This window comes from Rhizobium sp. BK312, assembly GCF_014193605.1.
GTDB lineage: Bacteria > Pseudomonadota > Alphaproteobacteria > Rhizobiales > Rhizobiaceae > Rhizobium.
In genome coordinates this window covers 433,956-458,012 of the sequence record NZ_JACHZP010000003.1, presented here as the reverse complement: position 1 = coordinate 458,012, position 24,057 = coordinate 433,956, and the positions used below count along the sequence as shown (strand labels likewise).

The window sequence follows — 24,057 nt, the reverse complement described above, 5'->3', positions numbered from 1 at the left end:
CCTATTTCTGGAGGAGCGCTTCAGCTCCTCCAACAGTGTTTTCAAGGAGACCATTGATGAAGGCCAAACTCGGCATGTCGCCCATCGCCTGGTGGAACGACGATCTTCCTGAGCTCAGCGACGACGTATCCCTTGAGGAATGCCTTCGCCAGTCGCGCGGCGCGGGCTTCACCGGCATGGAACAGGGCCGGCGCTTCCCCAGCAACCCTGATGAGATGCTGCCAATCCTGCGCGCCGCCGACGTGACGCTCTGCGGCGGCTGGTTCTCGGGCACGCTCGTCAACGAGGAGCTTGCGGCAAACAAGGACCGCATCGCGCCGATGATCGAACTGTTCAAGGCCGTCAGCGCGCCTTGCATCGTTTATGGCGAGGTCGGCCGCTCGATCCAGGGCGACCGCTCCAAGCCGCTCGCCACCAAGCCGCGCCTTTCGGATGACGAGATGAAGGCCTATGCCCGCCGCGTCACCGAGTTCGGCGAATGGTGTGCCGACCAAGGCATGCCGCTCTCCTACCACCACCACATGGCGGCCGTGGTCGAAACCGAGCCGGAACTTGACGCCTTCATGCGCAATACCGGCGAAGGCATTCCGCTGCTGCTCGATGCCGGCCATCTCGCCTTTGCCGGCGGCGACGTGCTGCGCGCCATCGACAATCATCACGCCCGCATCAACCACGTTCACGTCAAGGATATCCGCAAGTCCGTTGTCGATGGGCTGGATCGCAGCCGGCAGTCCTTCCTCGATGCTGTCGCGCTCGGCGCGTTCACGGTGCCGGGGGATGGTTCGCTCGATTTCGGAGCGATCGTCCAGCGCTTCGCCGATTACGGCTATGAAGGCTGGTTCGTGGTCGAGGCCGAACAGGACCCGCGCAAGGCGCCCCCGCAGAAGATGGCCGAGATCGGCCATGCCGAGCTGATGCGCGTCATGACGGCCGCAGGCTACACGGTGGAAACCGAAGGCTTTCCCAAGGGATAACGGAAGACGAGCACCCCTCTCCTCCGTCACAGGTTGGCGAGGGGCACTTTCCAAGCAATGGAGCAAGACCATGCCCAATCTGAAGGTCAAACCTAGCGGCTCGCATGGCCGCGTCACCCATGTCACACCAAAAAGCGCCGGCTGGACCTATGTCGGCTTCGATCTCCACCGCCTGAAGCCGGGCGAAACCGCTTCGGCCGAAACCGGCGATCGCGAAGTCTGCCTCGTATGGGTCAGCGGCAAGGGAAGCGCCAAGGCGGGGACTAAGGATTTTGGCTTGCTCGGCGGGCGCATGAGCCCCTTCGAGGGCGCCCCCCACGCGCTCTATATTCCAGCAGGCTCGAGCTGGTCGGTGACTGCCGAGACCGATCTCGAACTGGCCGTCTGCTCGGCACCGGGCGGCGGCTCCTATGAAGCTCGCGCCATTCCGCCAGGCACGCATCCGGCGCTGACGCGCGGCAAGGGCACCAATGTCCGCCACGTCAACAACATCATGCCGGAAGACGATGGCGCGGCGCATTCGCTGCTCGTCGTAGAGGTGATCACGCCGGGCGGACACACGTCTTCCTACCCTCCGCACAAACACGATCAAGACAATCTCCCGAACGAGAGCTTCCTGGAGGAGACCTACTATCACCGCCTCAATCCGCCACAGGGTTTCGGCTTCCAGCGTGTCTATACCGACGACCGATCGCTGGACGAAGTCATGGTGCTGGAGGATGGCGACGTGACGCTGGTGCCTAGGGGATATCACCCCTGCGCCGCCTGCCACGGCTACGACCTCTATTACTTGAATGTCATGGCCGGGCCTAAGCGGATCTGGAAATTCCACAATGCCGTGGAACATGAATGGCTGCTCAAGTCCTGAATGACGCCTGATATAGGCTCATAGCGAAAAGGCCGCGCTCGAAAGCGCGGCCTTTTCCATTCTCATGCCGGCAACAAGCCATAGCGCCATTTGCGATCCCTTGCATTGCGCGACAATACCAGCCAGGTGAGCAGGATCATTCCCATCTCAGCGAAGATCGGCGTCATCCAGATCCCGCGTTCGCCGAAGACGAGCGGCAGGAGGAATGTCAGCGGCAAGGTGAACAGGTAGGACCGTGACAGACCGAAGATCGCGCCGCGCTTCGCATCGCCGATTGATTGGAAATAAGATGAGAGGATGATCGCCTGACCGAAGAGGAAGTAGGCGCCGATCATCCAGGGCAGGATGCGGCCGACTTCCGCGACGATCAGGGGATCGGCGACGAAGATTGAACCCAGATGTCTCGCCAGCAGCTCGACGATGAGTTCGACGGCGCCGCAATAGACCAGAGCCGAAATCAGGGCGATCAGGACGCTATGACCGACGCGGGCTGGAAGGACGGCGCCATGATTATGGCCTGATATGGTCTGCAACGCGATGCTCAAGCCCAGCAGCGGCAGATAGGCGAAGGTCATTACTCTTGTGACGATTCCGTAGGCGCCGACTGTCGCGACATAATCCCCCTGGTGCCAGATCGACACGTTGAAGAGGATCGCGGCCGAGCTCAGCGAAATGCCGATGAAACCGAGGCTCATCGGAGCGCCGAAGGCGAAGATGCCGCGCCACTCGCGAACATGCAGCGCCATGTCGATCCAAAGGCCATTCGGCCGACGCAGGCGATAGATGATGACGATCATTAGGCAGATGAATTGCGCCAGGACCGAGCCGCCGGCGGAGCCGACGACGCCCCACTGAAAGACCGCCATCAGGAGCCAGTTTGCCAGAATGTTCAGCAGCGTCGAGGCAAGCGTCACCAGCGTCATGAAGCCGAGCTTTCCTTCGCAACGCAGCCCGTCGAGATGGATCGAAAGAAAGAAGCTGATCGGCGCGAACGCGACCATGACGCCCATGAAGGCCTCGGCGCTGCGGGCAACATCGGCGTTTCCCGCCGCTGCCACGGCAATGAACTGCCGGCCTGCGAGCCAGTAGACGAAGTTGATCGCCACCACGACGGCAAGCGCCAGCGTATGGGCGCCGGTAAACACGGACTTCGCGGCGTCACGATTTCCGGCGCCGAGACGGCGGGCGAGAATGCTCGCCATGCCGTTTGAAACCAGCGTCTGCAGCGCGATCAGCAGCATCAGCGCGGGAAAGATGAGGCTGACGGCGGAGAGCGCCTCGGCGCCGACATAGACGCCGAGGAAATAGGCGTCGACGACGGCAAAGAGGCCGCTGACCGTGGTGATGACGATTATCGGCGCGGCTGTCCTGGCAAAGACGCCAGGCAGCCAGCCTGTGAGAAACATATTGTTTTCGAGGGTGTGCGTCATGGTGGTATCCGGGCGGAATCGCTCGCGAGCGGCAAAGATAGCGGCGTAACAAGCAGGGATGAAGATTAAAGGTCGAGAACCAGATGCGGCACGCCGTTCGATGTCCTGCGCGGCGAAATGCCGTCGGCATCGACTTGGGCGTTTATGCGCTGGCGGAATGCCGAGAAGCTCTCGAACTCCACTACATCGACCGGTTCGTCGAAGTGGATGGTGATCCTGTAGAGCCCGCCAGACTTCGCCGACATCGCAAGAACCTTGCCGGTAAACGGCTTGTTCAGATAGCGTCCGCGCACGGCGGAGCCGACATCGAAGGGCGCATCCGGCCCGTCATTCGGTTTCGCCGCAAGCGCCGAGAGCGTGTTCCAATCGCGCAGCCCGTGCTGCTTGGCGATGAGCTCCAGCGCCGTCGAGTGGCTCATGTCGTCGCCGCGCTCGGCTATCGCCTGGCGCAGACGTCGGGCCTGAGCCTTCAATTCATCTATGGACGGATACGTCGTCATGAGATCAGCCTTTGCTAAGGCACGCATTTACGACTGTGAAACGGAGCTCGCATTACCGTCAGTCAGCATGCCCTGAATGGCCGTGACCCAAAACAGCGAGGACTTCACCTTGGATTTTCATCCGCGAGCGGCAGGCGCCTCGAACCGCTCGTTCGTATGATCGAAGCCGATGCTCCTGTCAAGACGCGCCCAAATCGGTACAAAAGACGAACCCGTTAAAATTCTACCAATGCAATTGACGCTTCTGCAAAATCTCCGTGCAAGGTTCATGCTGTAACCGAGATGAATTCGGTCTGTTTTCTAACAGGGAATGACAATGCTTCGCGCAACCCATCTGGCGAAAGTCAAATCCGAAGTCTACGAACGCAGCTGGGAACGTTTCTACGTCCAGCGGCCGGCGCGTCTCGTGGCTGTTCGTCCCTGTCTCAACGGCATTTCGGTGCGCAGCGCCGAGATTACCGACATCTCGCGTGGTGGCGCGAGCTTCACCGTCGCCACGACGGTCGGCCTGCCGACCCACTACTATCTGAACATCCTCGGTCTCGCCTACCGCATAGCCTGCGCCGAGGTCAGCCGCATCGATAATCGCGTCCATGTCCGCTTCATCAACCTGATCGAACCGGAGACGCTTCGCCGCGTCGTGCGCGCCGATTTCATGATCGGCAACGTCGAAGCGCTGGCTGCGCGCGGCAGAAGGCGGCCGGTTTAAATTCGGCTTCACGTCCTCAATCGCTTCGCACGTCCCCGCGGGCATATCGTGCAGGCGGCATGCCTGCGTATCGCGCGAAGGCGACGCTGAAAGTGCTTGCTGATCCGTAGCCAACGCGTTCAGCTACCTGATCCAACCCCAATTCGCGGCTGCGCAATAGCTGCTTTGCGAGGGCCATGCGCCAAGCCAATAGATATTCCATTGGCGGCAGGCCAACGACGCGGCTGAAACGCGCAAAGAAAGCCGATCGGGACAGGGCCGCTTCGGTCGCAAGATCCGCGACAGTCCAAGGATGGGCAGGACGCGCATGCATCGCGTGAAGTGCTGCGGCTAGGCGTTCATCGGCAAGGCCGCGACTCAAGCTCGACGTGACGGTTGTTTCCGTGCCGGATCGCAATGCCTCGATCAACAACACCTCCAGCAGCCGCTCCAGCACGAGTTCGCGTGCCGGCCGGCGCTCGCGCGTTTCCTCACCGACCAATTGCATCAGCGTCGCGAGTCGGGGCTCGCCGCGAACGATAACGACATCAGGCAAGAGGGAAACGAGCAAGGCCGCATCCGGTGCGCCGAAGCTGCAATGCCCTATGCGCATGCGCAGGTCCGGCGGCCCTTCGAGGCGGCCGACGCGGAAATGACCGCCACTCAACTGCGTCGGAACCATGGCGGACAGAGTGGCCGGTGCGTCAACACTCTCACTGACGATGTCGCGCATAGCCGGCGCGAGCACGAAATCGCCGGCTCGGAGGATGAAAGGCTGATGTCCTCCAAACGTTACGCGGCAATGCCCCTTGAGGATTGCGCAGTAGAATGGCTCACCTGTGGCCTCGCGATGAATTCGCCAGGCGCCGGCGCATTCCACCAGCTTCGAAAAGCGTGCGGCCGGCTGCAGCAGCGTGACGATTTCGGCAAGGGGATCGACGGTCATAATCAGGACTAACGCTAAAGAAATGGAGACTATAGCATATATAAAGTCTCTCGCCCGGTCACTACCATGGCATCATTCCTTTTGCTTGGAGAGACTCATGTCCACGATATTGATTACTGGTTGCTCGTCTGGCTTCGGCCTGGAGACTGCGAAACTGTTTTTTGAACGAGGGTGGGATGTCATCGCGACAATGCGCACGCCCAAACCCGAGCTGCTACCGGTTTCCGAACGCTTGCGTATTCTCGCGCTCGACGTCACCAATCCGGCAAGCATCGCGGACGCCGTGAAGGCCGCCGGTCCGATAGACGTATTGGTCAACAATGCCGGTTTCGGAGCGCCCTCACCGATCGAGCTGACTGCGCCGGAGACGGTGCAGTCGCTATTTCAGACAAATACGATCGGCACATTGGCAATGGTTCAGGCCGTATTGCCCCAGATGCGTCAACGTCGGGCCGGAGTCATCGTCAACGTCACCTCTACGGTGACGGTCAAGACTCTGCCGGTGATTGGGATCTACCGGGCGAGCAAGGCAGCGGTGAACGCTTTCACCGAGTCCTTATCAGTGGAGATGGAGCCATTTGGCGTGCGGGTGCATATTGTCCTGCCAGGCCGGTCGCCGGAAACTCGCTTTGGGGAGAATGCGCGTCCACATTTGCGTGGTCTGGACGATCCTGATTATGCGCCGCTCATTCAGCAATTTGTCAAGAATGTTCAGGACGATACCGGTCCTGTAACCCACGCGCCCGACGTGGCGAAGGCAGTGTGGCGGGCAGCCACCGATCCATCCGCCCCGCTGCGAATTCCGGGCGGTGTGGATGCTGAACTCTGGATGGCTGAAGCAGGCTTGTAACCCGAATCGGTGGCAGCCCAAAAGCTGCTGCCGCTCCGACTTCGACGGTGCAGCAAGATGGAACGCGCAGCCGTCGATCCTGGGAGTGCGTCCGGCGACTGCGTTCGGCCTTTTGCGAACGTCTCATTTCATAACGGCAGGCGCAGTCCGCCTATTGATATGCGGCGGATGAGATCAGTGAAAAGATCGCCCTCTGCAACCATGACCCGTTGTTCCAGCGAAAGTACGCTATCGTCGGGATGGATCTGAACGGTCGTTGTGGCCACAGTTCTTCCGTGGTCATACTCTCCATCTACGAGGTGGATCGTTGCGCCTGTTTCGGTCTCGCGATTATCGAGCACGGCTTGGTGAACTCTTCGCCCGTACATCCCCAATCCGCCGTATTTGGGTAGCAGCCCCGGATGAACATTCAATATTCGCCCATCAAACGCGGCTAGCGTAAGCGGGCCAAGTTTCTTGAGATAGCCGGATAAGATAACGAGTTCAGCTCCATAGGCGACAAGCATGTCGCGAAGCTGTTTGTCCGCCTCAGCTTCCCTGTCCTTGGTCGGAATATGAAACGAGGGAATACCGTTGGCCTCAGCATAGGCTAGTGCTGCGGACGACGCCCTATTGCTAACCAGCACGACAGCGGCAGCATTCACTGTGTTCGCTCGGATGGCTTCGTTGACCGTCCGAAATGAGGTTCCATTGTTTGATGCAAGGAACGCTATTGCGAGCTTATCCATCAGCGCCTCATTGATCGATGCTATCGCGATGACCGAGACTCCCTTTAATGGCAACTGATACGGATTTTCAATGAGTGCGGCGACGCGATCCGAAGGCCGCATCTTTCCGCTCTTGCAACCACCCGCCAAGCGCCTATTCTGCCGCACCCAGCAACCGAATTCGGGAAACAAAGCCAGCATGTCCGCCTTCTCGCGCTTCACGCCGCTGATCAGCGCCCTTCCCTCCACCGTTCCTTTCGTCGGCCCAGAAGCGCTGGAGCGTCAGCGCGGGCTGACGGTCAAGGCCCGTGTCGGCGCCAATGAGAACGGCTTTGGGCCGGCGCCCTCGGTCATCGCGGCCATGCGCGAGCGGGCCGGCGATATCTGGATGTATAACGATCCGGAGAATTTCGAGCTGAAGCAGGCGCTTGCGGCGCATCTTGGCGTTCAATCCGCCAATATCGCCGTCGGCGAAGGGATCGACAGCCTGCTTGGCCTGATCGCGCGTATGGTGATCGAACCGGGTACGCCCGTCGTCACCTCGCTTGGCGGCTATCCCACCTTCAATTTCCATGTCGCCGGCTTCGGCGGTCGCCTCGTTACTGTGCCCTACGTCAATGATCGCGAGGATCTCGATGGAGTGCTCGAAGCGGTGAAGCGCGAGAATGCGCCGCTCGTCTATTTCGCCAATCCCGACAATCCGATGGGAAGCTGGTGGGATGCCGACAAGATCGTCGCCTTTGCCCGTGCATTGCCGGAAAATTGCCTGCTGATCCTCGACGAAGCCTATAGCGAAACCGGACCTGCCAGCTCGCTGCCTGATATCTCAACGCTGATCGACCTGCCGAATGTCTTGCGCACCCGCACCTTCTCCAAGGCCTATGGCCTTGCCGGCGCCCGCGTCGGCTATGTCATCGGCGCACCGGAGACCGTGCTGGCCTTCGACAAGATCCGCAATCATTTCGGCATGAACAGGCTCGCGACTGTAGCGGCGCTCGCCGCGCTGAAGGATCAGGCCTATCTTGCCGAAGTAATCGGCAAGATCCGGGCTGCGCGCGAGGAGATCGGCACGATCGCCCGCGTCAACGGGCTGCTGCCTCTCGCCTCCGCCACCAATTTCGTTGCCATCGATTGCGGCCGCGACGGCACCTATGCCCGCGCCATCGTCGATGGGCTGATCCAGCACGGCGTCTTCATCCGCATGCCGGGGGTTGCGCCGCTCAACCGCTGCATCCGCGTCAGCGTCGGCCCGAAGCAAGATCTGGAGCTGCTCGCCGAAGCGCTGCCCAAAGTGTTGAAGGCGATCGGTTAAGCTCAAAACGACGAAACCGCGCCCGCCTTGTTCCGGCTGGTCGCGGTTTTCATCATTTCGGCGTTCGCCTCGCGTCGACCGCCGACATCCCCTCCTTCGAGATCAGTCAGTACGTCGAATCGTTTGCGGCATGCGTCAGTGCGTGGTCATCCATTCGCGGGCGGCGCGCAGCGCTGCTGCGAGCTGCATCTTGGTCAAGGTCGCGGCCACGTCGGCGCGAAGCTCGGCGGCGCGCTCGCTGCCACGGATGGCGGCGATATTCAACCATTTGTGGGCGGCAACGAGGTCCGCATTGCAGCCCCTGCCGGTCGCGTAGTTCACGCCCAGTTCGCAAAGGGCATCGGCGCTGTTACCACCCATCATGGCATTTCCAGACATCGGCGTTTCAAAGCGTGCCATTGCAATTATCCCTGTTTGACTTCTGTTCGTATCTGCCCTGTTTTCCGTCCGAACCTTGCCGTCATTCGCGGCTTTCCGGTTCTTCCGGCCGGCGGGTTTGCCCCGCTCGTTTGATGGCTTCACTATCGCAGACGGCTTTCAAAAAACGCCTAAAATGCATGATTAATTCGATGCAAACAAAGTGCAAATGCTTGGTAAACTTGGGATTTTGTTAAACATCGCTTCCCTTGCAAATTAAGGATTTTCGGGCGAGTTTAACCTTCCGTTAAGATTTGGATTTAAACTCTTTCTTCACCACAAAAAGAGCGCAGTTGAATTCGATGTCGTGTTTCGACGGCGCTCGGATACCCGCCGAAACGGGTATTTGAGCTCCGAAAACCATATTTACCTTTACGTTCGCGTTAGATAATCTCACTGCATTCCGGTCACAGAACCGGATGCGCCTTGGGGGAGGAATGACACCATGATCCGCACTACCGTTCTTGCGATCGCATTGCTGATGAGTGCGAGTGCCGCTCTTGCCGAAGAGCCGATCGTCGGCAATTGGAAAACGGTTGCTGGCGACACGGCTGCCATCGCTCCCTGCGGCGACAGCTATTGCGTGACCCTGAAGACAGGCAAATATGCCGGCAAGCAGATCGGCAAGATGCAGGGCACAGGTAACAGCTATACGGGCGAGCTTACCGACCCCTCCGAAGACAAAACCTATAGCGGCTCCGGCACGGTCAGCGGCAACAAGATCAAGATGCAGGGCTGCGTGCTGAAGGTATTTTGCAAATCGCAGACCTGGACGAAGCTCTAAAACAACACCTGCCTGTCCCAGAAAGCACTCGACGTGCCTGACGTCGGCGGGGCTCTTGTTATTTGCCTGCGAAGAGAGGCCGGCGACCATTCGAAACTGGTAATATTTCTGAACGCCGGATGAACCGGTATCTCAGCACCTGTTCAGCCTGACCATGGCAAAACAGTGTCCAGTATAGGGCACGGGTAGGCCAGGAACATGGACTCGATCATCATCGCACGGCGCTTCGTTGTTATCATGCTGTTTGCTGCCGTCTTCGCATTCAGCTTCTCGGTTGCGGTCGAACACGCCGGCCGCAGCGGCGCACAATCGCACTTCGGCGCAAGCTTCACCTGCGTGCAGACCGGCGCGCCTTACTGCACAACGGTACAATAACAAACGTCTGCGCGTAATCCTCGCGCCGACCAGTGGGCGGCTCTAAAAATAGCTGCGAGAATCCGGGCCGCCTGTTGCAACGTCGTTTGCTTGTAACCAACGACACTCTATAATGGCGCATGAGCAACAGAATCTCTCCCTTTTCACCCCTCGACATTTCTTCTCCCAGCCCGTTCCAGCCGAGGACCTTCGATGATCCGGGCAAGGCCGTGGAAGCGTTGACGGAACTTTACGATCGCAACACCGCGTTCCTGATCGACAATTTCACCAAGCTCGCCAAAGGCGCGCCGATCACAGCGCGCTATCGCGCTTTCTACCCGCAGGTCAGCATTGAGACGACGAGCTTCGGCCATATCGATTCGCGCCTCTCCTACGGCCATGTCACCGCGCCTGGCGTCTATACGACGACGATCACCCGCCCGCAGCTCTTCAAGCATTATCTCAAGGAGCAGCTGACGCTCCTGATGCGCAGCCACAATGTTCCGGTGGTCGTGTCGGAATCGACGACGCCCATCCCGATTCATTTCGCCTTCGGCGAAGGCGCTCACGTCGAAGCAACCGCCAGTATTTTCGAAGACATTCCGCTGCGCGACCTCTTCGACACACCGGATTTGAACACCACGGACGACGAAATCGCCAACGGCGAATATATCCCGCCGCCGGGCGAGCCTTCGCCGCTTGCGCCGTTTACTGCGCAGCGCATCGACTATTCGCTAGCCCGCCTCGTCCACTACACGGCGACCAGTGCGGCGCACTTCCAGAATTTCGTGCTGTTCACGAACTATCAGTTCTATATCGATGAGTTCTGCAAATGGGCGCGCGACCTGATGGCGAGCGGCGGCGATGGCTATACCGAGTTCGTCGAACCGGGCAACATCATCACGAAGGCTGGTTCCAGCCAACCCGAGGGCGATGTGACCGCGCCGCGGCTGCCGCAGATGCCGGCCTACCATCTGAAGAAGAAGGGCCATGCCGGGATCACCATGATCAATATCGGCGTCGGCCCATCCAACGCCAAGACGATCACCGACCACGTCGCCGTGCTTCGCCCGCATGCCTGGCTGATGCTTGGCCATTGTGCGGGCCTGCGCAACAGCCAGCGACTTGGCGACTATGTGCTTGCCCATGCGTACATGCGCGAGGACCACGTTCTCGACGATGACCTGCCGGTCTGGGTGCCGATTCCGGCGCTCGCCGAAGTGCAGGTCGCGCTTGAGGCCGCGGTTGCCGAGATCACCGGCTATGAGGGCTTCGAACTGAAGCGCATCATGCGCACCGGCACGGTCGGCACCATCGACAACCGCAACTGGGAACTGCGCGATCAGGCCGGCCCTGTCAAGCGCCTGTCCCAGGCCCGCGCAGTCGCGCTCGATATGGAATCGGCAACCATTGCCGCCAACGGCTTCCGCTTCCGCGTTCCCTACGGCACGCTGCTCTGCGTTTCGGACAAGCCGCTACATGGCGAGTTGAAGCTGCCGGGCATGGCGACGGCCTTCTATCGCACCCAGGTGAACCAGCATCTGCAGATCGGCATCCGCGCGATCCAGAAACTGGCCGCCATGCCGCCGGAAGCGCTGCATTCGCGCAAGCTCCGCAGCTTCTTCGAAACGGCATTTCAGTAAGCCACGAGCCAGCAAGGCAACGGGGCTTCACCCTATTGCTTTTCTGCCGACACCGATTGCACCTGGTAAGCGGCCGCGACTTGCGGCCGTTGGTCGTTTGAGGCTGCCCATAAATTCAGACCAAGAATCATCACGGCAAAAATGGCAAATCCGATCGCTGTGCGAGCGATCACTTCGCCGGGATTTGACATTTGAAAGATCTCCTCGTCCGACAGGGTCTTCTTCTGCCAGTGGTAGATGAGGGCTGCTTCAAGATTGTACATGTCCGTTTCTCCTTTTTGAGATGACGGAACTGGTCGACCGGGCTCAGGCTTTTTCGACAGCGCCGAAAATTTTTGTCATGCTGCGGATCGGGATGTCGATTTGTTTGGCAGCCGCTCGTCTATGGCTGTCAGCAAATTGAGAGAGGAGACGCTGCGATGAAATATCTCTGCCAGGTCTGGTTCGATGGCACGACGCTCGACGTCATGTCCAAGGATGAAAAGCATAAGCTCGATTCGGATTCGCTCGGCTATGACCGCGACCTGATGGCGAGCGGCAATATGATCCATGCCGAAGCGCTGCAATCGCCGAAGTCTGCGGTGACAGTGCGGGTCCGCAATGGCGAGACGTCGGTGACAGATGGGCCTTTCATCGAGACCAAGGAGTATCTTGGCGGCTTCATCCTGATCGAGGCGAAGGACCTGAACGATGCGATCCGCGTCGCCGCCGGCATTCCGCTCGCCAAGCTCGGCGCGATCGAGGTGCGGCCAATCCATAACTTCGGCCCGGATGCTTGAGGAGGTTACGATGAAATATCTTTGCCAGGTCTGGTTCGAGACATCCGAGATCGCCAAGATTTCCGAACAGGAGGGGCGAAAGCTGACCCAGGATTCGGTCGATAACGACAACCGGCTGCGCGAGAGCGGCCACCTCATCGTCGCCAATGCCCTGCGCGAACCGGAGACCGCGAAAACAGTTCGCGTGCGCCAGGGCGAAACCGCCGTTACCGACGGCCCGTTCGCGGAGATCAAGGAACACCTCGGCGGCTTCGTGCTGATCGAGGCCCGGGATATGGAGGAAGCGACCGCGATCGCCGCCACCTTCCCCGTTGCCCGCTACGGCATGATCGAAGTTCGCGCCGCCTTCGACATCCGCTTTCCGAACGAATAGCAGCGAGAGGAGAAGACATGCGGTTTCTATGCCTGATCTACACATCCGTGGATGTCGACGGAAGATTGACGCCGAACGAGATGAACCATTTGATCGGCGAGCACTTCGTCTTCGACGAGGGCTTGCGGCGGGACGGCACCATGATCGTTTCCGATGCACTGGCGCTCCGAGACAAATCGATCATCATCCGGCCGAACGGCGGCGACGGATTTTCAGTCACGGACGGCCCCTTCGCTGAGACCAAGGAGCACCTGGCCGGCTTCTATCTCATCGAAGCCGCTGACCTCGATGGCGCTGTCGATATCGCCAAACGCATTCCCTCGGCGCGCTATGGCGCCGTCGAAATCCGTCCGGTTCGTATCTTGACCCTTCGGGGAGACCTGGCGGAGGAAGGCTGACGCCGTGTCGCTGAACCGAATCATTGAAGGCATCTATCGCAGCCACTCGCGGCGCGTGCTGGCAACGCTGATCCGTCTGCTTGGCGATTTCGACCGAGCGGAGGAAGCCCTTCATGATGCCTTTGCAGCAGCGTCGCAGCAATGGACGGAGGAGACCATCCCGGCCAATCCCTATGCCTGGCTCGTCTCCGCCGGACGTTTTCGCGCCATCGACAATATAAGGCGGCGCTCGCGTTTCGATGCGGCCCAGCTCGATATCGCCGACAGCCTCTATCCGGAGGGCGAGATAATGGAGACATCGCGAAGCGAGGAGATCGAGGACGACATGCTGCGACTGATCTTCACCTGCTGTCACCCACTTATTCCTGCCGAGGCGCGGATGGCGATGGCCTTGCGGGAGGTCTGCGGCCTGACGACGGAAGAGATTGCCCATGCCTTTCTGATTCCGGCTCCAACCGTTGCCCAACGCATCGTCCGCGCCAAGAACCGCATCCGCACCGAACATATTCCCTATGAGGTACCCGGCAAGGCCGAACTGCCGGAGCGTCTGGCGCAGGTGCTGCATGTCATCTACCTCGTCTTCAACGAGGGCTATTCGGCATCCTCCGGCTCTGCGATCGTGCGCGCCGATCTGGCCGCGGAGGCCATACGACTCGGCAGGCTGTTGCTGCAGCTATTGCCGGATTCGGAAGTCGAGGGGCTGCTGGCCATCATGCTGCTGCAGGATTCGCGGCGGCATGCCCGCACCGATACCTCCGGCGATCTCGTTCTGCTCGTCGATCAGGATCGTGCGCTGTGGGATCATGGTCAGATCCGCGAAGGTTTGGCGCTGTCAGCAAGAGCGATGGCGGCAGATAGCGTCGGCAGCTATGCACTGCAGGCGGCGATCGCCGCGGAACATGCTCGCGCCAAGACCGCAGAGGATACCGACTGGCGAAAGCTGGTGATGCTCTATGATCTGCTGCTGACGGCGAGCCCCTCCCCTGTGATCGAGCTTAATCGGGCGGTGGCAGTCTCCATGTGCGATGGTCCGGTGGCAGCGCTTTCCTTCGTCGATGGGCTGCTGCAAGAGGAACGGATGGCGCGATATCACCTCACCCACGCCGCAAAGGCCGATTTTCTGCGCCAGCTTGGCCGGACGGATGAGGCGCGACAATCCTATCAAACAGCGCTTTCGCTATGCCAGCAGGCGCCGGAGCAGGCATTCCTGCGCAAGCGATTGGCCGAGCTCGGCGATCAGATCCGGCACTAAAGATGCTGCGATTTTTAAGCCACGGGTACGCGTTTGCGCGAGATCAGCAATCCGATCGCAGTCCCCGTCAACGCAGAAACCACGATCAGCAGGTGAGCGTTGATGCTCGCCTGTGCGAGATTTTCGATTGCCTCCTTGGCGCTCGAAGCACCAAAAGCCATGGCGCCGGCGGTGATCCCGGCCGGATAGGTGCCGACGCCTCCGGGCGCATGCACGGGCAGGACTGATGATAATTCGCCGCCGAGAGCGCCGCCGAAGCTTGCGGAAAGCGGCGTGACGTTCATGAGGCCAAGCGCCCAAGCGAGCACCACGACCTTGACGAGCCAGTTGACGATAGTCGTCAGCCAGGCGCGCGCAAAGGCACTGGCATCAATCGGCAGGCCGCGCTCCAGCTCATGCACCAGCCCTTGCGCCTTCTTTGGCAGGGCGCGGGCGGCAAGGCGGATCAGCGGCCGGCGGGAGGCAAAGCCTACGACCGGCAGCAGAAGGAAAAGCGCCCATACGATCCAGGCCAAGACATGATAGGGCGAAGCAAGCGCAAGGCCGAAGCCGGCTGCGGCCAGCAGCGCATGCAGGTCGAGCAGCCGCATGACGAACAGCGCCGAAGTTCCCCGCGCCAGAGGAATGCCGAATTCGGAGCGCATCAGCACCGGGAAGCTGGTTTCCCCCGTTCGGAAGGGCATCATGATATTCAGCAGATTATGGACCTGCGTCACACGGAACAGCGCCGCAAAATGGCCCGAGGTTTCCTTCGGGAAGTAATCGTAGATGCGCCAGGTGCGCAGGAAATAGGTGCTCGTCAGGAGCGCGAGAGCGAGAAGGATAGGCCAGGCGCCGACCTTGCCCCATTGCGCCAGGATCGAGGTCCAGCCCCAAAACCATTCGATGAAGGCGGCATAGGCAAGGACGACTGCGAGCGTCAGCAGCGTCATTCGGTTGCGAATAAACCAATTCTGTCGGCTGGCAACCGTCGGAGTCTTCATGTAGTTAGGGCACCCAAATGCGAGCGGAAGGCTGAAACCGGACTTTTCGCTCGTTTCGTCCGGCAAGTACTGCCGGTCTTTTAGGAGAAAGAAGTGTTGCAGACAACGGCAGAGTCGACCCTCCCCCAGGCCGATCCGGAAAGCCCTCTCGAGCTTTCGCTGGTCGTGCCCGTCTTCAACGAGGAAGAAAGTGTTGGACCGCTCATCGAGCGTATTTGCGCCGCCATGAGCGGATTTGCCAAATCCTGGGAACTGATCCTGGTCGATGACGGCAGCACGGACGCGACACTCGTCAATGCCCGCCGGTCACTTTCGCAAGAGGGACTGACGCTGCGCATCGTCGAGCTTCAGCGCAATTTCGGGCAAACCGCGGCCATGCAGGCCGGTATCGATGCGGCCAACGGCCGCTTGATCGCCACCATGGACGGAGACCTGCAGAATGACCCGAAGGATATCCCTTCGATGGTCGACGAACTGGAGCGGCGGCAGCTCGACCTGCTCGTCGGCTGGCGCAAGAACCGTCAGGACGGCCTGCTGCTGCGCAAGATCCCCTCCTGGTGCGCCAATTACCTGATCGGCCGCATCACCGGCGTCAAGCTGCACGATTATGGCTGTAGCCTGAAGATCTACCGCGCCTCCATCATCAAGCAGGTCAAGCTGATGGGCGAAATGCACCGCTTCATCCCCGCCTGGGTTGCCGGCGTCGTGCCGAGCTCGCGCATCGGCGAAGTGCCGGTCACCCACCATGCCCGCCAGCACGGCACATCGAAATACGGGATTTCGCGCACCTTCCGCGTCATCCTCGATCTGCTGTCGGTGATGTTCTTCATGCGCTACAAGGCGCGGCCGGGGCACTTCTTCGGCTCACTCGGCCTCGGCCTCGGCGCGCTTGCCGGCGTGATCCTGCTGTGGCTCTTCATCGACAAGTTCATCTTCGGCGACGATATCGGCAGCCGTCCGCTGCTGATGGTCGGCGTCGTGCTGCTCCTGTCGTCGGTACAGATGATCACGACAGGCATTCTCGCCGAAATGATCGCCCGTATCTATTATCGCGACGATCTCTCGCCGAACTATATCGTGCGCAAGATCTTCGATCGAGATCATCAGGACGCCTAGGCCTATCGTGCTTAGGCCCGCGCCTATCGGCAACAGGAGCTGAGCCGCGCATGAGCTCGAAAGACGACATCAACAGCCAGCTATCGGACACGGCAGACCTGCCACCATGGCGGACAACAAGCTCGACACGCCTTGTTCATGATCGCTGGCTGAAGGTTCGTGCGGATAACTGCGTGACGGCGGAGGGTGTGGAGATCGCGCCCTACTACGTGCTGGAATATCCCGATTGGGTCGGGATCATCGCGCTCGATGCCGAGGATCATATCTATCTCGTTCAGCAGTATCGTCACGGTCTTGGCGTCGTAGCGCTCGAGCTCCCTGGCGGAGCCGTGGATGCGAATGATGCAAGTCCGGTCGAAGCGGCCGCGCGCGAGCTGCGCGAGGAAACCGGCCTTTCATCCACCGAATGGGATTATGTCGGCAAGCTCGCGCCCAATCCGGCCACGCATAACAACCACTCGCATATCGTCATTGCCCGCAATGTCGAGCTTGCAAGCAGGCCGGCGGACGACCCGACCGAGCGCATCCGCCTGATCCGCATGCCGATCCGCCAGGCGATAGAACTGGTGCTGGAAGGCAAGATGATCCAGGTCATCCACGTTGCGGCACTGACGCTTGCCCTTCACAAGGCGGGCAAGTGGGACGTGCCGAAACCCAAGCCCTGACTACGATTTCCTTTCCGCCCAGACGGCATCGAGCGCGTCACGCGCGATCCGTACCATGGTATCTACTTCCTCATGGCTGATGACGAGCGGCGGCGAGGCCAGCATGCGGTCGCCGGTGGCGCGCAGGACCAGGCTGTTGGCGAGCGCATGATTGCGCACGGCTGATCCGATTGCATCCGGCTTCTCGAAGCGCCGACGCGTGGATTTATCGGCGGCGAGCTGCAGGCCGCCCATCAAGCCGATGCTGACGGCTTCGCCGACCATGTCATGATCGGCAAGGCTGCCCCAAGCCTTGGCGAAGTAAGGGCCGATATCGTCGCGCACGCGCTCGACCAGCCCTTCCTCCTCGATGATCCGGAGGTTTTCAAGGGCGGCGGCCGCGCAGACCGGGTGGCCTGAATAGGTGAAGCCGTGATTGAATTCGCCGACTTCATTGATCAGCACATCGGCGATACGATCGCTGACGAGTACGCCACCGATCGGCAGATAGCCTGACGACAGTCCCTTGGCGATCGGGGCCAGATCCGGCTCGACTCCGAAATGCTGATGGCCGAACCATGCGCCGAGGCGGCCGAAGCCGCAGATCACCTCGTCGCAGACGAGCAGGATGTTCCTCGCCTTGCAGATGCGCGCGATCTCGGGCCAATAGGTCGACGGCGGAATGATGACGCCACCGGCACCCTGCACCGGCTCGGCGACAAAGGCTGCGACATTGTCTTCACCCAGCTCGTCGATCTTGGCTTCGAGTTCGCGAGCGACCTTGAGACCAAATTCCCCCGGCGAGAGATCGCCACCCTCGGCATACCAATAGGGTTGGCCGATATGGACGACGCCAGGGATCGGCAGATCGCCCTGCTCGTGCATGTATTTCATGCCGCCCATGCTGGCGCCGGCGACCGTCGAGCCGTGATAGCCGTTCTTGCGGGCGATGATGGTCTTCTTCGTCGGCTTGCCGACTGCAGCCCAATAAACCCTCGCCATGCGAAACCAGGTATCGTTGGCCTCGGAGCCGGAATTGGTGAAGAAGACATGGTTGAACTGCGGTCCGGCATGGGCGCAGACCTTCTCGGCAAGAAGTGTCGCCGGCGTGGTCGTGGTACCGAAGAAGGTGTTGTAGTAGGGCAGCTCGTTCATCTGCCTGGCGACAGCGTCGGCGATTTCGGTGCGGCCGTAGCCGATATTCACGCACCAGAGGCCAGCAAAACCGTCGAGATACTTCCGTCCTTCTGCATCGAAGATATAGACACCCTCGCCGCGCTGGATGATGCGCGCGCCATCAGCGTTGAGCTTGCGCATATCGGCAAAGGGATGGAGGTGATGCGCGGCATCGAGGGCGGCGAGATTGGAGCGGCTGGACGTATCGGGCATGGCTTATTCGAACCCTCTTTGAATTGGCATTTGTCAGGCAAGTCCACCGACGCCGCGACGCAGCCGGACTTGACTGCAAGCCATCTTGGTTTACGACCATGCCGTGAGCATCGGGGATTTACAAGAGCATGACGGCCGACAACGCAACCGAAGGTAATGCGCGCATCGAGGTGCTGATCTCGGACATGAACGGCCGGCTGCGCGGCAAGCAGATCCCGATTTCAGCCGAAAAGAAGGTTTGGTCCGACGCCGTGCGGCTGCCGACCTCGACGCAATCGCTCGATATCTGGGGTGACGATAATGACGATATCACCGGCCTGTCGCTGACGATTGGAGATCCGGACGGGACCTGTGTCGCCGATCAGCGCACGCTCGCCGACATGCCCTGGGCGCCAGCGGGATCGAAGCAGGTGCTCGCCACCATGCACGAGCTCGACGGCAGCCCGAGCTTCCAGGACCCGCGTGCCATTCTTTCGTCCGTGGTCGATCGCTACAAGACGCTCGGCCTGACACCCGTCATCGCGACCGAGCTGGAATTCTATCTGCTTGCCGGAGACTGGCGCGACAGAGGCATCCCCTCGCCACCAGCTGCCTTGACCTACCGGGGTGAACCGAACGGCTTCCAGCTCTACGACATGGATGCCGTCGATCTCCTTGACGATTATCTCGAAACGCTGCGCGCCTACGCGCGGGCGCAGGGCCTGCCGGCAGACGCAACGACGGCGGAATTCGGCCCTGGCCAGTTCGAAGTCAACCTGCTGCATCGCCCGGACGCGCTGGCGGCCGCGGATGACTGCATCATGCTGAAACGTGTGGCCGAGCAAGCCGCCCGCAAGCATGGCCTGAAATCGACCTGCATGGCCAAGCCCTATACCGATCATGCCGGCTCAGGGCTGCATGTGCATGCCAGCATCATCGACGCTCAAGGGCGCAATGTCCTTGATGCTGCGGGCTGTGAGCCGAAGAGACTGAAGTCGATCTGCGCGGGGCTGCTACAGACCTTGCAGGATGCGCAGCTGATCTTTGCACCCCATGCCAATTCCTACCGCCGCTTCCAGCCGGGCTCGTTTGCCCCCGTCGATCTCACCTGGGGCTTCGGCCACCGCGGAACGGCCGTGCGCATCCCTGAAAAGGACGGACCGGGCGCGCGCATCGAGCACCGCGTCGCCGGCGCCGATGCCAATCCGTATCTGATGCTGGCGGCGATTCTGGGCGGTATGTTGCTGGGCGTTGAGAACGACCTCGATCCCGGTGAGGAGACGACGCCGGCTCACGTGCCGACCGATGCGTCCAAGCTGACGCATGACTTCCTGACGGCCGTTGAACGCTTCCGAGCCTCAGCCTTCATCGCCGACATTTTCGGCGAGGGGTATCAGAAGCTCTATGGCGAGACGAAGCATAAGGAAGCGCTCAGCCACCTGCGCACGGTTTCCGATTTCGATTACAGGACCTACCTACCCCGCCTCTGAATCCATCAGATGGCGACGCTGTCGACTGCGCCTTCGCGCGCAACGCTGGCGGCCGTCCCTTCCCGCACCATCACCTTGAGCTCGCCCGGATGCACCTTGAGCGTCACATCACGCTCGAGGGGCAGCAACTCGCCATCCATGACGCAATTGGCAAGCTGGCGTAGCTTCGGGAAGTGCAAATGCACCTCCGGCGCGTGCATGACCATGACATCGGCATTTTCGCGAACCCGGCCGCGCAGCATATCGATGGCAAGTCGTGCGACGCCGAGCGGGCGCAGCGGCTTAGCCATGTAGAAGCCCAGCTCACCGCTGCGCAGGCTATCGGCATACAGCAGCGCATTTGCGCCGAAGGGATTGTTGGAGACGGAGATTGCCGAAACATGCCTGCGCTCGCGAATGCCGCCGGCCTCGAAGTCGACGTCGAATTCCGGCGGATTGGCGATGACGCCGAAGGCCGCGCGCGTGCTGGCCGACATCTTTCCGATACGCGAGCGATAAGTATAGCCGTTGCGATAGCGGACCATGCGCGCATGCAAGCCCGCTGAAAACTGATGAATGAAAGCGCGACCGTTGGCGCTACCGATATCGACATTGTCGACCTCACCCGTCGCAAGAACGTTCAGCGTCTGCCAGATGTCGAGCGGCAGGCGCAGAGAACGGGCGAAGAGGTTCATGGTACCGGCCGGAATGACGCCGAGAGCGACGCCGTTTTTCCAGGCAATGGCGGCGGCCGCCGAAATGGTGCCATCGCCGCCGCCTGCGACAATCCCGTCAATGTCGTCGCGGCGTGCAGCACGCTCCATTGCCGAGACGATGTTGCGTCCCTCCACGACCACAGCCTCGAAATCATGACCGGCGTCGCGGAAAACCTGTTCCGCTTTCTTTTCATAGGCAGCCATGTCAGTCGTGCGGAACGTTCCGCCATCGCGATTGAAAAAGCCGATCAACTTCATTGGGGGCTCTCGGTCTTTCCGCAAATTGTATCAGGGGCTGAGGCCCGTGCGCTTCTTCTCAGATGGTTTTGGATGGAACGATTTCAAGCGTTATAGCCGTTTCGCCGATATCGACTGCAGCATACTTATGCGCGATCCGACATGCTGCACTGCAAAAAACGCACGCGACAGATGCGCCCCGGTCATTGATAGTATCAACGAGGCATGTCCGTGCCTCGCCAGTCCCATATTCCAGTTTGATGCACTGAACGCCGCATAACCGGAGTTTACCGTCTGATTCGCGGCATGTGATCTTCGTATGTCGCCCAAGGAGTTTTCGTGAGCGATATTGCCGTCGAGGCCCTCGACACCCAAACCGCCCTGGAAGCGCCGTCGCGCACCGCGATCGCGCTGGTGACTTTGGCGTTGGCCGTCGGCAGCTTCGGTATCGGCACGGGTGAATTCGTCATCATGGGACTCCTTCCGAATGTGGCCGACACCTTTGCCGTTACAACCCCAGAAGCGGGCCATGTCATCAGCGCCTATGCGCTCGGCGTCGTCGTCGGTGCGCCCATCATTGCCGTGCTTGCCGCCAAGATGGCGCGCCGCACGCTGCTCCTCTTGATGATGGCGATCTTTGCCGCCGGCAATATTTCCAGCGCCTTTGCGCCGACCTTCGAAAGCTTCACGGCGCTTCGCTTCATCACCGGCCTGCCGCATGGCGCCTATTTCGGCGTCGCGGCACTCGTTGCCGCCTCGATGGTGCCGGTGCATCGCCGCGTGCGCGCCGTCGGTCAGGTCATGCTTGGCCTAACGATCGCGACGCTGATCGGCACGCCGATCGCCACCTTCCTCGGACAGCTTCTGAATTGGCGCGCAGCCTTCATGATGGTCGGCGCCATCGGCCTCGCCACCATGCTGCTGATCGCCCTCTTCCTTCCCAAGGATAGGGTCGAGGAAGGCGCCAGCATCGCCCGTGAACTCGGTGCGCTGAAGCGCATCCAGGTCTGGCTTTCGCTCGGCGTCGCTGCCGTCGGCTTCGGTGGCATGTTCTCGATCTTCAGCTATGTCGCGACGACGACGACCGAGGTCGCCGGCCTCGGCACCGCCATGGTGCCGGTCGTGCTGGCTCTCTTCGGCATCGGCATGAATGTCGGTAACATCGTCGGTTCGCGCCTCGGCGACATCTCGATCAAGGGCACGATCGGCGGCATGATGATCTTCAATATCGTCATCATGACGCTCTTCTCGCTGACGGCAGCCAATCCCGTCATGCTCTGCATCTGCGTCTTCCTGATCGGCTGCGGCTTTGCCGCCTGCCCGGCAGTGCAGACCCGCCTGATGGATGTTGCCGCGGATGCGCAGACGCTGGCCGCCGCCTCCAATCACTCCGCCTTCAACATCGCCAATGCGCTCGGCGCCTGGCTGGGCGGGCTGGTGATCTCCTGGGGCTTCACGGCTGCGGCCACCGGCTATGTCGGCGCAGTACTTTCCGTTGCCGGTCTTGCCGTCTTTGCCGTTTCAGTTGGCCTGGAGCGCCGCACCGGGCGCGCATGACATGCCTGGGGCGCCCAGCTGCTGGCGCCCGTCATGGCAAAATACATTCTCCTCACCCCACACGGCCATCGCCTTGATGATCGGCCCCAAGCTGGCGCCAAGCGGCGTCAGCGCATACTCGACGCGAGGCGGCACCACCGGAAAGACGGTGCGTGACAGCAGCCCGGATTCTTCCAGTTCCCGCAATTGCTTGGTCAGCATGCGCTGCGTCACCGACGGCAGTTTGCGGCGGATTTCGTTGAAGCGCAGCGTTCCCTCCATGAGGTGAAACAGAATCACGCCTTTCCATTTGCCGTCGAGCACGCTCAGCGTCGCCTCGACCGGGCAACCTGGAAAATTTCCGACGAGCTTGGAGCGGGGAACCGACATCGACAGTATCCTTTTTGTACCTACGTACAGAAATTGTGCATTCTTGCGCCTCTTAAGGATAATGCGCATCTAGCCTCTGTGCAACCAACCCAGGAGCTTCTTCCATGCGCGCAGTCGCCTATAAACAACCACAGCCCATTTCCGCAGAGACATCGCTGATCGACATCGAGCTGCCGACACCCGAGGCAAAAGGCCGTGACCTGCTGGTCGAAGTGAAGGCGGTTTCGGTCAATCCGGTCGATATCAAGGTCCGTGCCAACGTTGCCCCGCCCGAGGGGGAGTACAAGATCATTGGCTGGGACGCCGCGGGCATCGTCAGGGCGGTCGGGTCCGAGGTCACCATGTTCAAGCCTGGAGACGAAGTCTTCTATGCGGGCGCCATCAATCGCGGCGGCTCTAACGCTGAATTCCATCTGGTCGACGAGCGCATCGTCGGCGCCAAGCCGAAAAGCCTGAATTTTCCGGCCGCTGCCGCTTTACCGCTGACCTCGATCACGGCCTATGAAACGCTGTTCGACCGGCTGAAGGTGCAGGATCCGGTTCCCGGCGCAGCCAATGCCATTCTCATCATCGGCGGGGCCGGCGGCGTCGGATCGATCGCCATCCAAATCGCCCGCGCGCTGACCGATCTCCCCATCATCGCGACAGCATCCCGCCCGGAAACGCAGGCCTGGGTGAAGGAATTGGGCGCCCATTACGTCATCGATCATTCGAAGCCGCTTGCACCGCAGATCGAGGCGCTCGGCATCGGCGCCCCCGCCTTCGTCTTCTCGACGACCAACACCTTGGATCATATCGCCTCGATCGTGGAGGCCATCGCGCCCCAGGGCCGGTTCGCCCTCATCGACGATCCGAAAACGCTCGATGTCGTGCCCTTCAAGTGGAAGGCGGTATCGATCCATTGGGAGATGATGTTCACTCGCCCCCTCTACAACACTGCCGACATCATCGAGCAGCACAAGCTGTTGACGAAGATCGCCGAACTGGTGGATGCCGGCAAGATCAGGTCGACGCTGACCGAGACCGCCGGCACGATCAATGCCGCCAATCTCAAGAAGGCGCATGCCCTCGTCGAGACCGGCAAGATGAAGGGAAAGGTCGTTCTGGCCGGTTTCTGAGTACCAATATTCACGACAGATCAGGCCGGGCGAATGTCGTCCGGCCGCATTGTTTTAACGCATTGGCACCAGGTTTTGTTGCATCGCAAAAATTTGCAGCCGCCTAAACAAATTTTTATCGCAGGATCGAGCGTTTAGGCACGTCCGCCTCTTGACTTTTTATGCCTTCGGCGCGACTTCTCCGCACATGGGGAACAGCGTTTTC

Annotated in this window: 27 protein-coding genes; 17 read left to right on the top strand and 10 right to left on the bottom strand. The window is 60.5% G+C overall.

The features are described 5' to 3' along the window. Positions 1 to 56: 56 nt before the first annotated feature. Together iolE and iolB are read left to right on the top strand one after the other, a co-directional pair. Positions 57 to 974: a myo-inosose-2 dehydratase gene (iolE, locus tag FHT85_RS10840; protein WP_112412307.1), complete on the top strand. Its 918-nt coding sequence runs from the start codon at positions 57 to 59 to the stop codon at positions 972 to 974. A 70-nt stretch (positions 975 to 1,044) separates the two neighbouring features. Further along, positions 1,045 to 1,842: a 5-deoxy-glucuronate isomerase gene (gene iolB / locus FHT85_RS10835; protein WP_112412308.1), complete on the top strand. Its 798-nt coding sequence runs from the start codon at positions 1,045 to 1,047 to the stop codon at positions 1,840 to 1,842. Between the two features lie 62 nt (positions 1,843 to 1,904). Here the strand turns inward: iolB and FHT85_RS10830 are convergent, their stop codons facing one another. Both FHT85_RS10830 and FHT85_RS10825 read right to left on the bottom strand, forming a co-directional pair. Continuing rightward, a complete protein-coding gene (locus FHT85_RS10830; protein WP_112412309.1) occupies positions 1,905 to 3,272 on the bottom strand; it encodes an MATE family efflux transporter in 1,368 nt (455 codons plus the stop codon). Positions 3,273 to 3,337: 65 nt separating this feature from the next. Continuing rightward, positions 3,338 to 3,772 (bottom strand): glyoxalase superfamily protein, encoded by a 435-nt coding sequence (locus FHT85_RS10825; RefSeq protein ID WP_246779942.1) that lies wholly within the window; start codon positions 3,770 to 3,772, stop codon positions 3,338 to 3,340. A 310-nt stretch (positions 3,773 to 4,082) separates the two neighbouring features. Here FHT85_RS10825 and FHT85_RS10820 point away from each other — a divergent pair, with 310 nt between their 5' ends. Continuing rightward, entirely contained in the window at positions 4,083 to 4,481 is a 399-nt protein-coding gene (locus FHT85_RS10820; RefSeq protein WP_181476166.1) for a PilZ domain-containing protein, read from the top strand. Between the two features lie 16 nt (positions 4,482 to 4,497). Here FHT85_RS10820 and FHT85_RS10815 read toward each other — a convergent pair whose 3' ends face one another. Next, positions 4,498 to 5,406, bottom strand: a complete 909-nt coding sequence (locus tag FHT85_RS10815) for an AraC family transcriptional regulator (protein ID WP_112412311.1) — start codon at positions 5,404 to 5,406, stop codon at positions 4,498 to 4,500. A gap of 97 nt (positions 5,407 to 5,503) precedes the next feature. Here FHT85_RS10815 and FHT85_RS10810 point away from each other — a divergent pair, with 97 nt between their 5' ends. Further along, positions 5,504 to 6,256, top strand: coding sequence for an SDR family oxidoreductase (locus FHT85_RS10810; protein WP_112412312.1), 753 nt, complete (start codon positions 5,504 to 5,506; stop codon positions 6,254 to 6,256). 128 nt (positions 6,257 to 6,384) lie between these two features. Here the strand turns inward: FHT85_RS10810 and FHT85_RS10805 are convergent, their stop codons facing one another. Beyond that, complete coding sequence (locus FHT85_RS10805) at positions 6,385 to 7,164, bottom strand: phosphoribosylglycinamide formyltransferase (RefSeq protein ID WP_246779941.1); 780 nt, start codon at positions 7,162 to 7,164, stop codon at positions 6,385 to 6,387. Here FHT85_RS10805 and FHT85_RS10800 point away from each other — a divergent pair. Next, positions 7,163 to 8,275: a pyridoxal phosphate-dependent aminotransferase gene (locus tag FHT85_RS10800; RefSeq protein ID WP_112412313.1), complete on the top strand. Its 1,113-nt coding sequence runs from the start codon at positions 7,163 to 7,165 to the stop codon at positions 8,273 to 8,275. The two genes, FHT85_RS10805 and FHT85_RS10800, sit on opposite strands and share 2 nt — an antisense overlap. Before the next feature lie 135 nt (positions 8,276 to 8,410). On the opposite strand, the gene FHT85_RS10795 is transcribed toward FHT85_RS10800, so the two are convergent. Continuing rightward, positions 8,411 to 8,674, bottom strand: a complete 264-nt coding sequence (locus FHT85_RS10795; protein WP_015339268.1) for a sel1 repeat family protein — start codon at positions 8,672 to 8,674, stop codon at positions 8,411 to 8,413. 463 nt (positions 8,675 to 9,137) lie between these two features. Between FHT85_RS10795 and FHT85_RS10790 the strand changes: the two genes are divergently transcribed. The 3 genes from FHT85_RS10790 (at position 9,138) to FHT85_RS10780 (ending at position 11,473) form a co-directional block, all read left to right on the top strand. Next, complete coding sequence (locus tag FHT85_RS10790; RefSeq protein WP_112335671.1) at positions 9,138 to 9,476, top strand: DUF2147 domain-containing protein; 339 nt, start codon at positions 9,138 to 9,140, stop codon at positions 9,474 to 9,476. Between the two features lie 198 nt (positions 9,477 to 9,674). Beyond that, a complete protein-coding gene (locus FHT85_RS10785) occupies positions 9,675 to 9,851 on the top strand; it encodes a hypothetical protein (protein WP_015339266.1) in 177 nt (58 codons plus the stop codon). 119 nt (positions 9,852 to 9,970) lie between these two features. Beyond that, positions 9,971 to 11,473 carry an AMP nucleosidase gene (locus tag FHT85_RS10780; RefSeq protein WP_112412314.1) on the top strand — a complete coding sequence of 501 codons (1,503 nt, stop codon included), beginning with the start codon at positions 9,971 to 9,973 and terminating at the stop codon, positions 11,471 to 11,473. 32 nt (positions 11,474 to 11,505) lie between these two features. Here the strand turns inward: FHT85_RS10780 and FHT85_RS10775 are convergent, their stop codons facing one another. After that, positions 11,506 to 11,736, bottom strand: coding sequence for a hypothetical protein (locus FHT85_RS10775; protein WP_112412315.1), 231 nt, complete (start codon positions 11,734 to 11,736; stop codon positions 11,506 to 11,508). A gap of 156 nt (positions 11,737 to 11,892) precedes the next feature. On the opposite strand from FHT85_RS10775, the gene FHT85_RS10770 reads away from it, so the two are divergent. The 4 genes from FHT85_RS10770 to FHT85_RS10755 are packed head-to-tail and all read left to right on the top strand — an operon-like array spanning position 11,893 to position 14,275. Then, complete coding sequence (locus tag FHT85_RS10770; protein WP_112335668.1) at positions 11,893 to 12,252, top strand: YciI family protein; 360 nt, start codon at positions 11,893 to 11,895, stop codon at positions 12,250 to 12,252. Positions 12,253 to 12,262: 10 nt separating this feature from the next. After that, the gene (locus FHT85_RS10765) at positions 12,263 to 12,625 is read left to right on the top strand and encodes a YciI family protein (RefSeq protein ID WP_112335667.1); all 363 of its coding nucleotides are present in this window, start codon (positions 12,263 to 12,265) and stop codon (positions 12,623 to 12,625) included. Between the two features lie 17 nt (positions 12,626 to 12,642). Beyond that, complete coding sequence (locus FHT85_RS10760) at positions 12,643 to 13,023, top strand: YciI family protein (RefSeq protein WP_112412316.1); 381 nt, start codon at positions 12,643 to 12,645, stop codon at positions 13,021 to 13,023. 10 nt (positions 13,024 to 13,033) lie between these two features. After that, positions 13,034 to 14,275: an RNA polymerase sigma factor gene (locus tag FHT85_RS10755; protein WP_162709770.1), complete on the top strand. Its 1,242-nt coding sequence runs from the start codon at positions 13,034 to 13,036 to the stop codon at positions 14,273 to 14,275. Between the two features lie 14 nt (positions 14,276 to 14,289). Here the strand turns inward: FHT85_RS10755 and FHT85_RS10750 are convergent, their stop codons facing one another. Beyond that, positions 14,290 to 15,258: a lysylphosphatidylglycerol synthase domain-containing protein gene (locus FHT85_RS10750; protein WP_112412473.1), complete on the bottom strand. Its 969-nt coding sequence runs from the start codon at positions 15,256 to 15,258 to the stop codon at positions 14,290 to 14,292. Positions 15,259 to 15,354: 96 nt separating this feature from the next. Between FHT85_RS10750 and FHT85_RS10745 the strand changes: the two genes are divergently transcribed. After that, entirely contained in the window at positions 15,355 to 16,374 is a 1,020-nt protein-coding gene (locus FHT85_RS10745) for a glycosyltransferase family 2 protein (protein ID WP_183774094.1), read from the top strand. Positions 16,375 to 16,424: 50 nt separating this feature from the next. Next, positions 16,425 to 17,039 (top strand): NUDIX hydrolase, encoded by a 615-nt coding sequence (locus FHT85_RS10740; protein WP_112335662.1) that lies wholly within the window; start codon positions 16,425 to 16,427, stop codon positions 17,037 to 17,039. Here FHT85_RS10740 and FHT85_RS10735 read toward each other — a convergent pair whose 3' ends face one another. Beyond that, a complete protein-coding gene (locus FHT85_RS10735; protein WP_112412319.1) occupies positions 17,040 to 18,407 on the bottom strand; it encodes an aspartate aminotransferase family protein in 1,368 nt (455 codons plus the stop codon). A gap of 128 nt (positions 18,408 to 18,535) precedes the next feature. Between FHT85_RS10735 and FHT85_RS10730 the strand changes: the two genes are divergently transcribed. Next, complete coding sequence (locus tag FHT85_RS10730) at positions 18,536 to 19,876, top strand: glutamine synthetase family protein (RefSeq protein ID WP_112412320.1); 1,341 nt, start codon at positions 18,536 to 18,538, stop codon at positions 19,874 to 19,876. Between the two features lie 5 nt (positions 19,877 to 19,881). On the opposite strand, the gene FHT85_RS10725 is transcribed toward FHT85_RS10730, so the two are convergent. Next, entirely contained in the window at positions 19,882 to 20,829 is a 948-nt protein-coding gene (locus FHT85_RS10725) for a diacylglycerol/lipid kinase family protein (RefSeq protein WP_112335659.1), read from the bottom strand. Positions 20,830 to 21,147: 318 nt separating this feature from the next. On the opposite strand from FHT85_RS10725, the gene FHT85_RS10720 reads away from it, so the two are divergent. Beyond that, complete coding sequence (locus FHT85_RS10720) at positions 21,148 to 22,365, top strand: MFS transporter (RefSeq protein ID WP_112412321.1); 1,218 nt, start codon at positions 21,148 to 21,150, stop codon at positions 22,363 to 22,365. Here FHT85_RS10720 and FHT85_RS10715 read toward each other — a convergent pair. Next, positions 22,330 to 22,734, bottom strand: a complete 405-nt coding sequence (locus FHT85_RS10715; RefSeq protein ID WP_112335657.1) for a winged helix-turn-helix transcriptional regulator — start codon at positions 22,732 to 22,734, stop codon at positions 22,330 to 22,332. The two genes, FHT85_RS10720 and FHT85_RS10715, sit on opposite strands and share 36 nt — an antisense overlap. A 104-nt stretch (positions 22,735 to 22,838) precedes the next feature. On the opposite strand from FHT85_RS10715, the gene FHT85_RS10710 reads away from it, so the two are divergent. Then, a complete protein-coding gene (locus FHT85_RS10710) occupies positions 22,839 to 23,852 on the top strand; it encodes a zinc-binding alcohol dehydrogenase family protein (RefSeq protein WP_112412322.1) in 1,014 nt (337 codons plus the stop codon). Positions 23,853 to 24,057 lie beyond the last annotated feature (205 nt).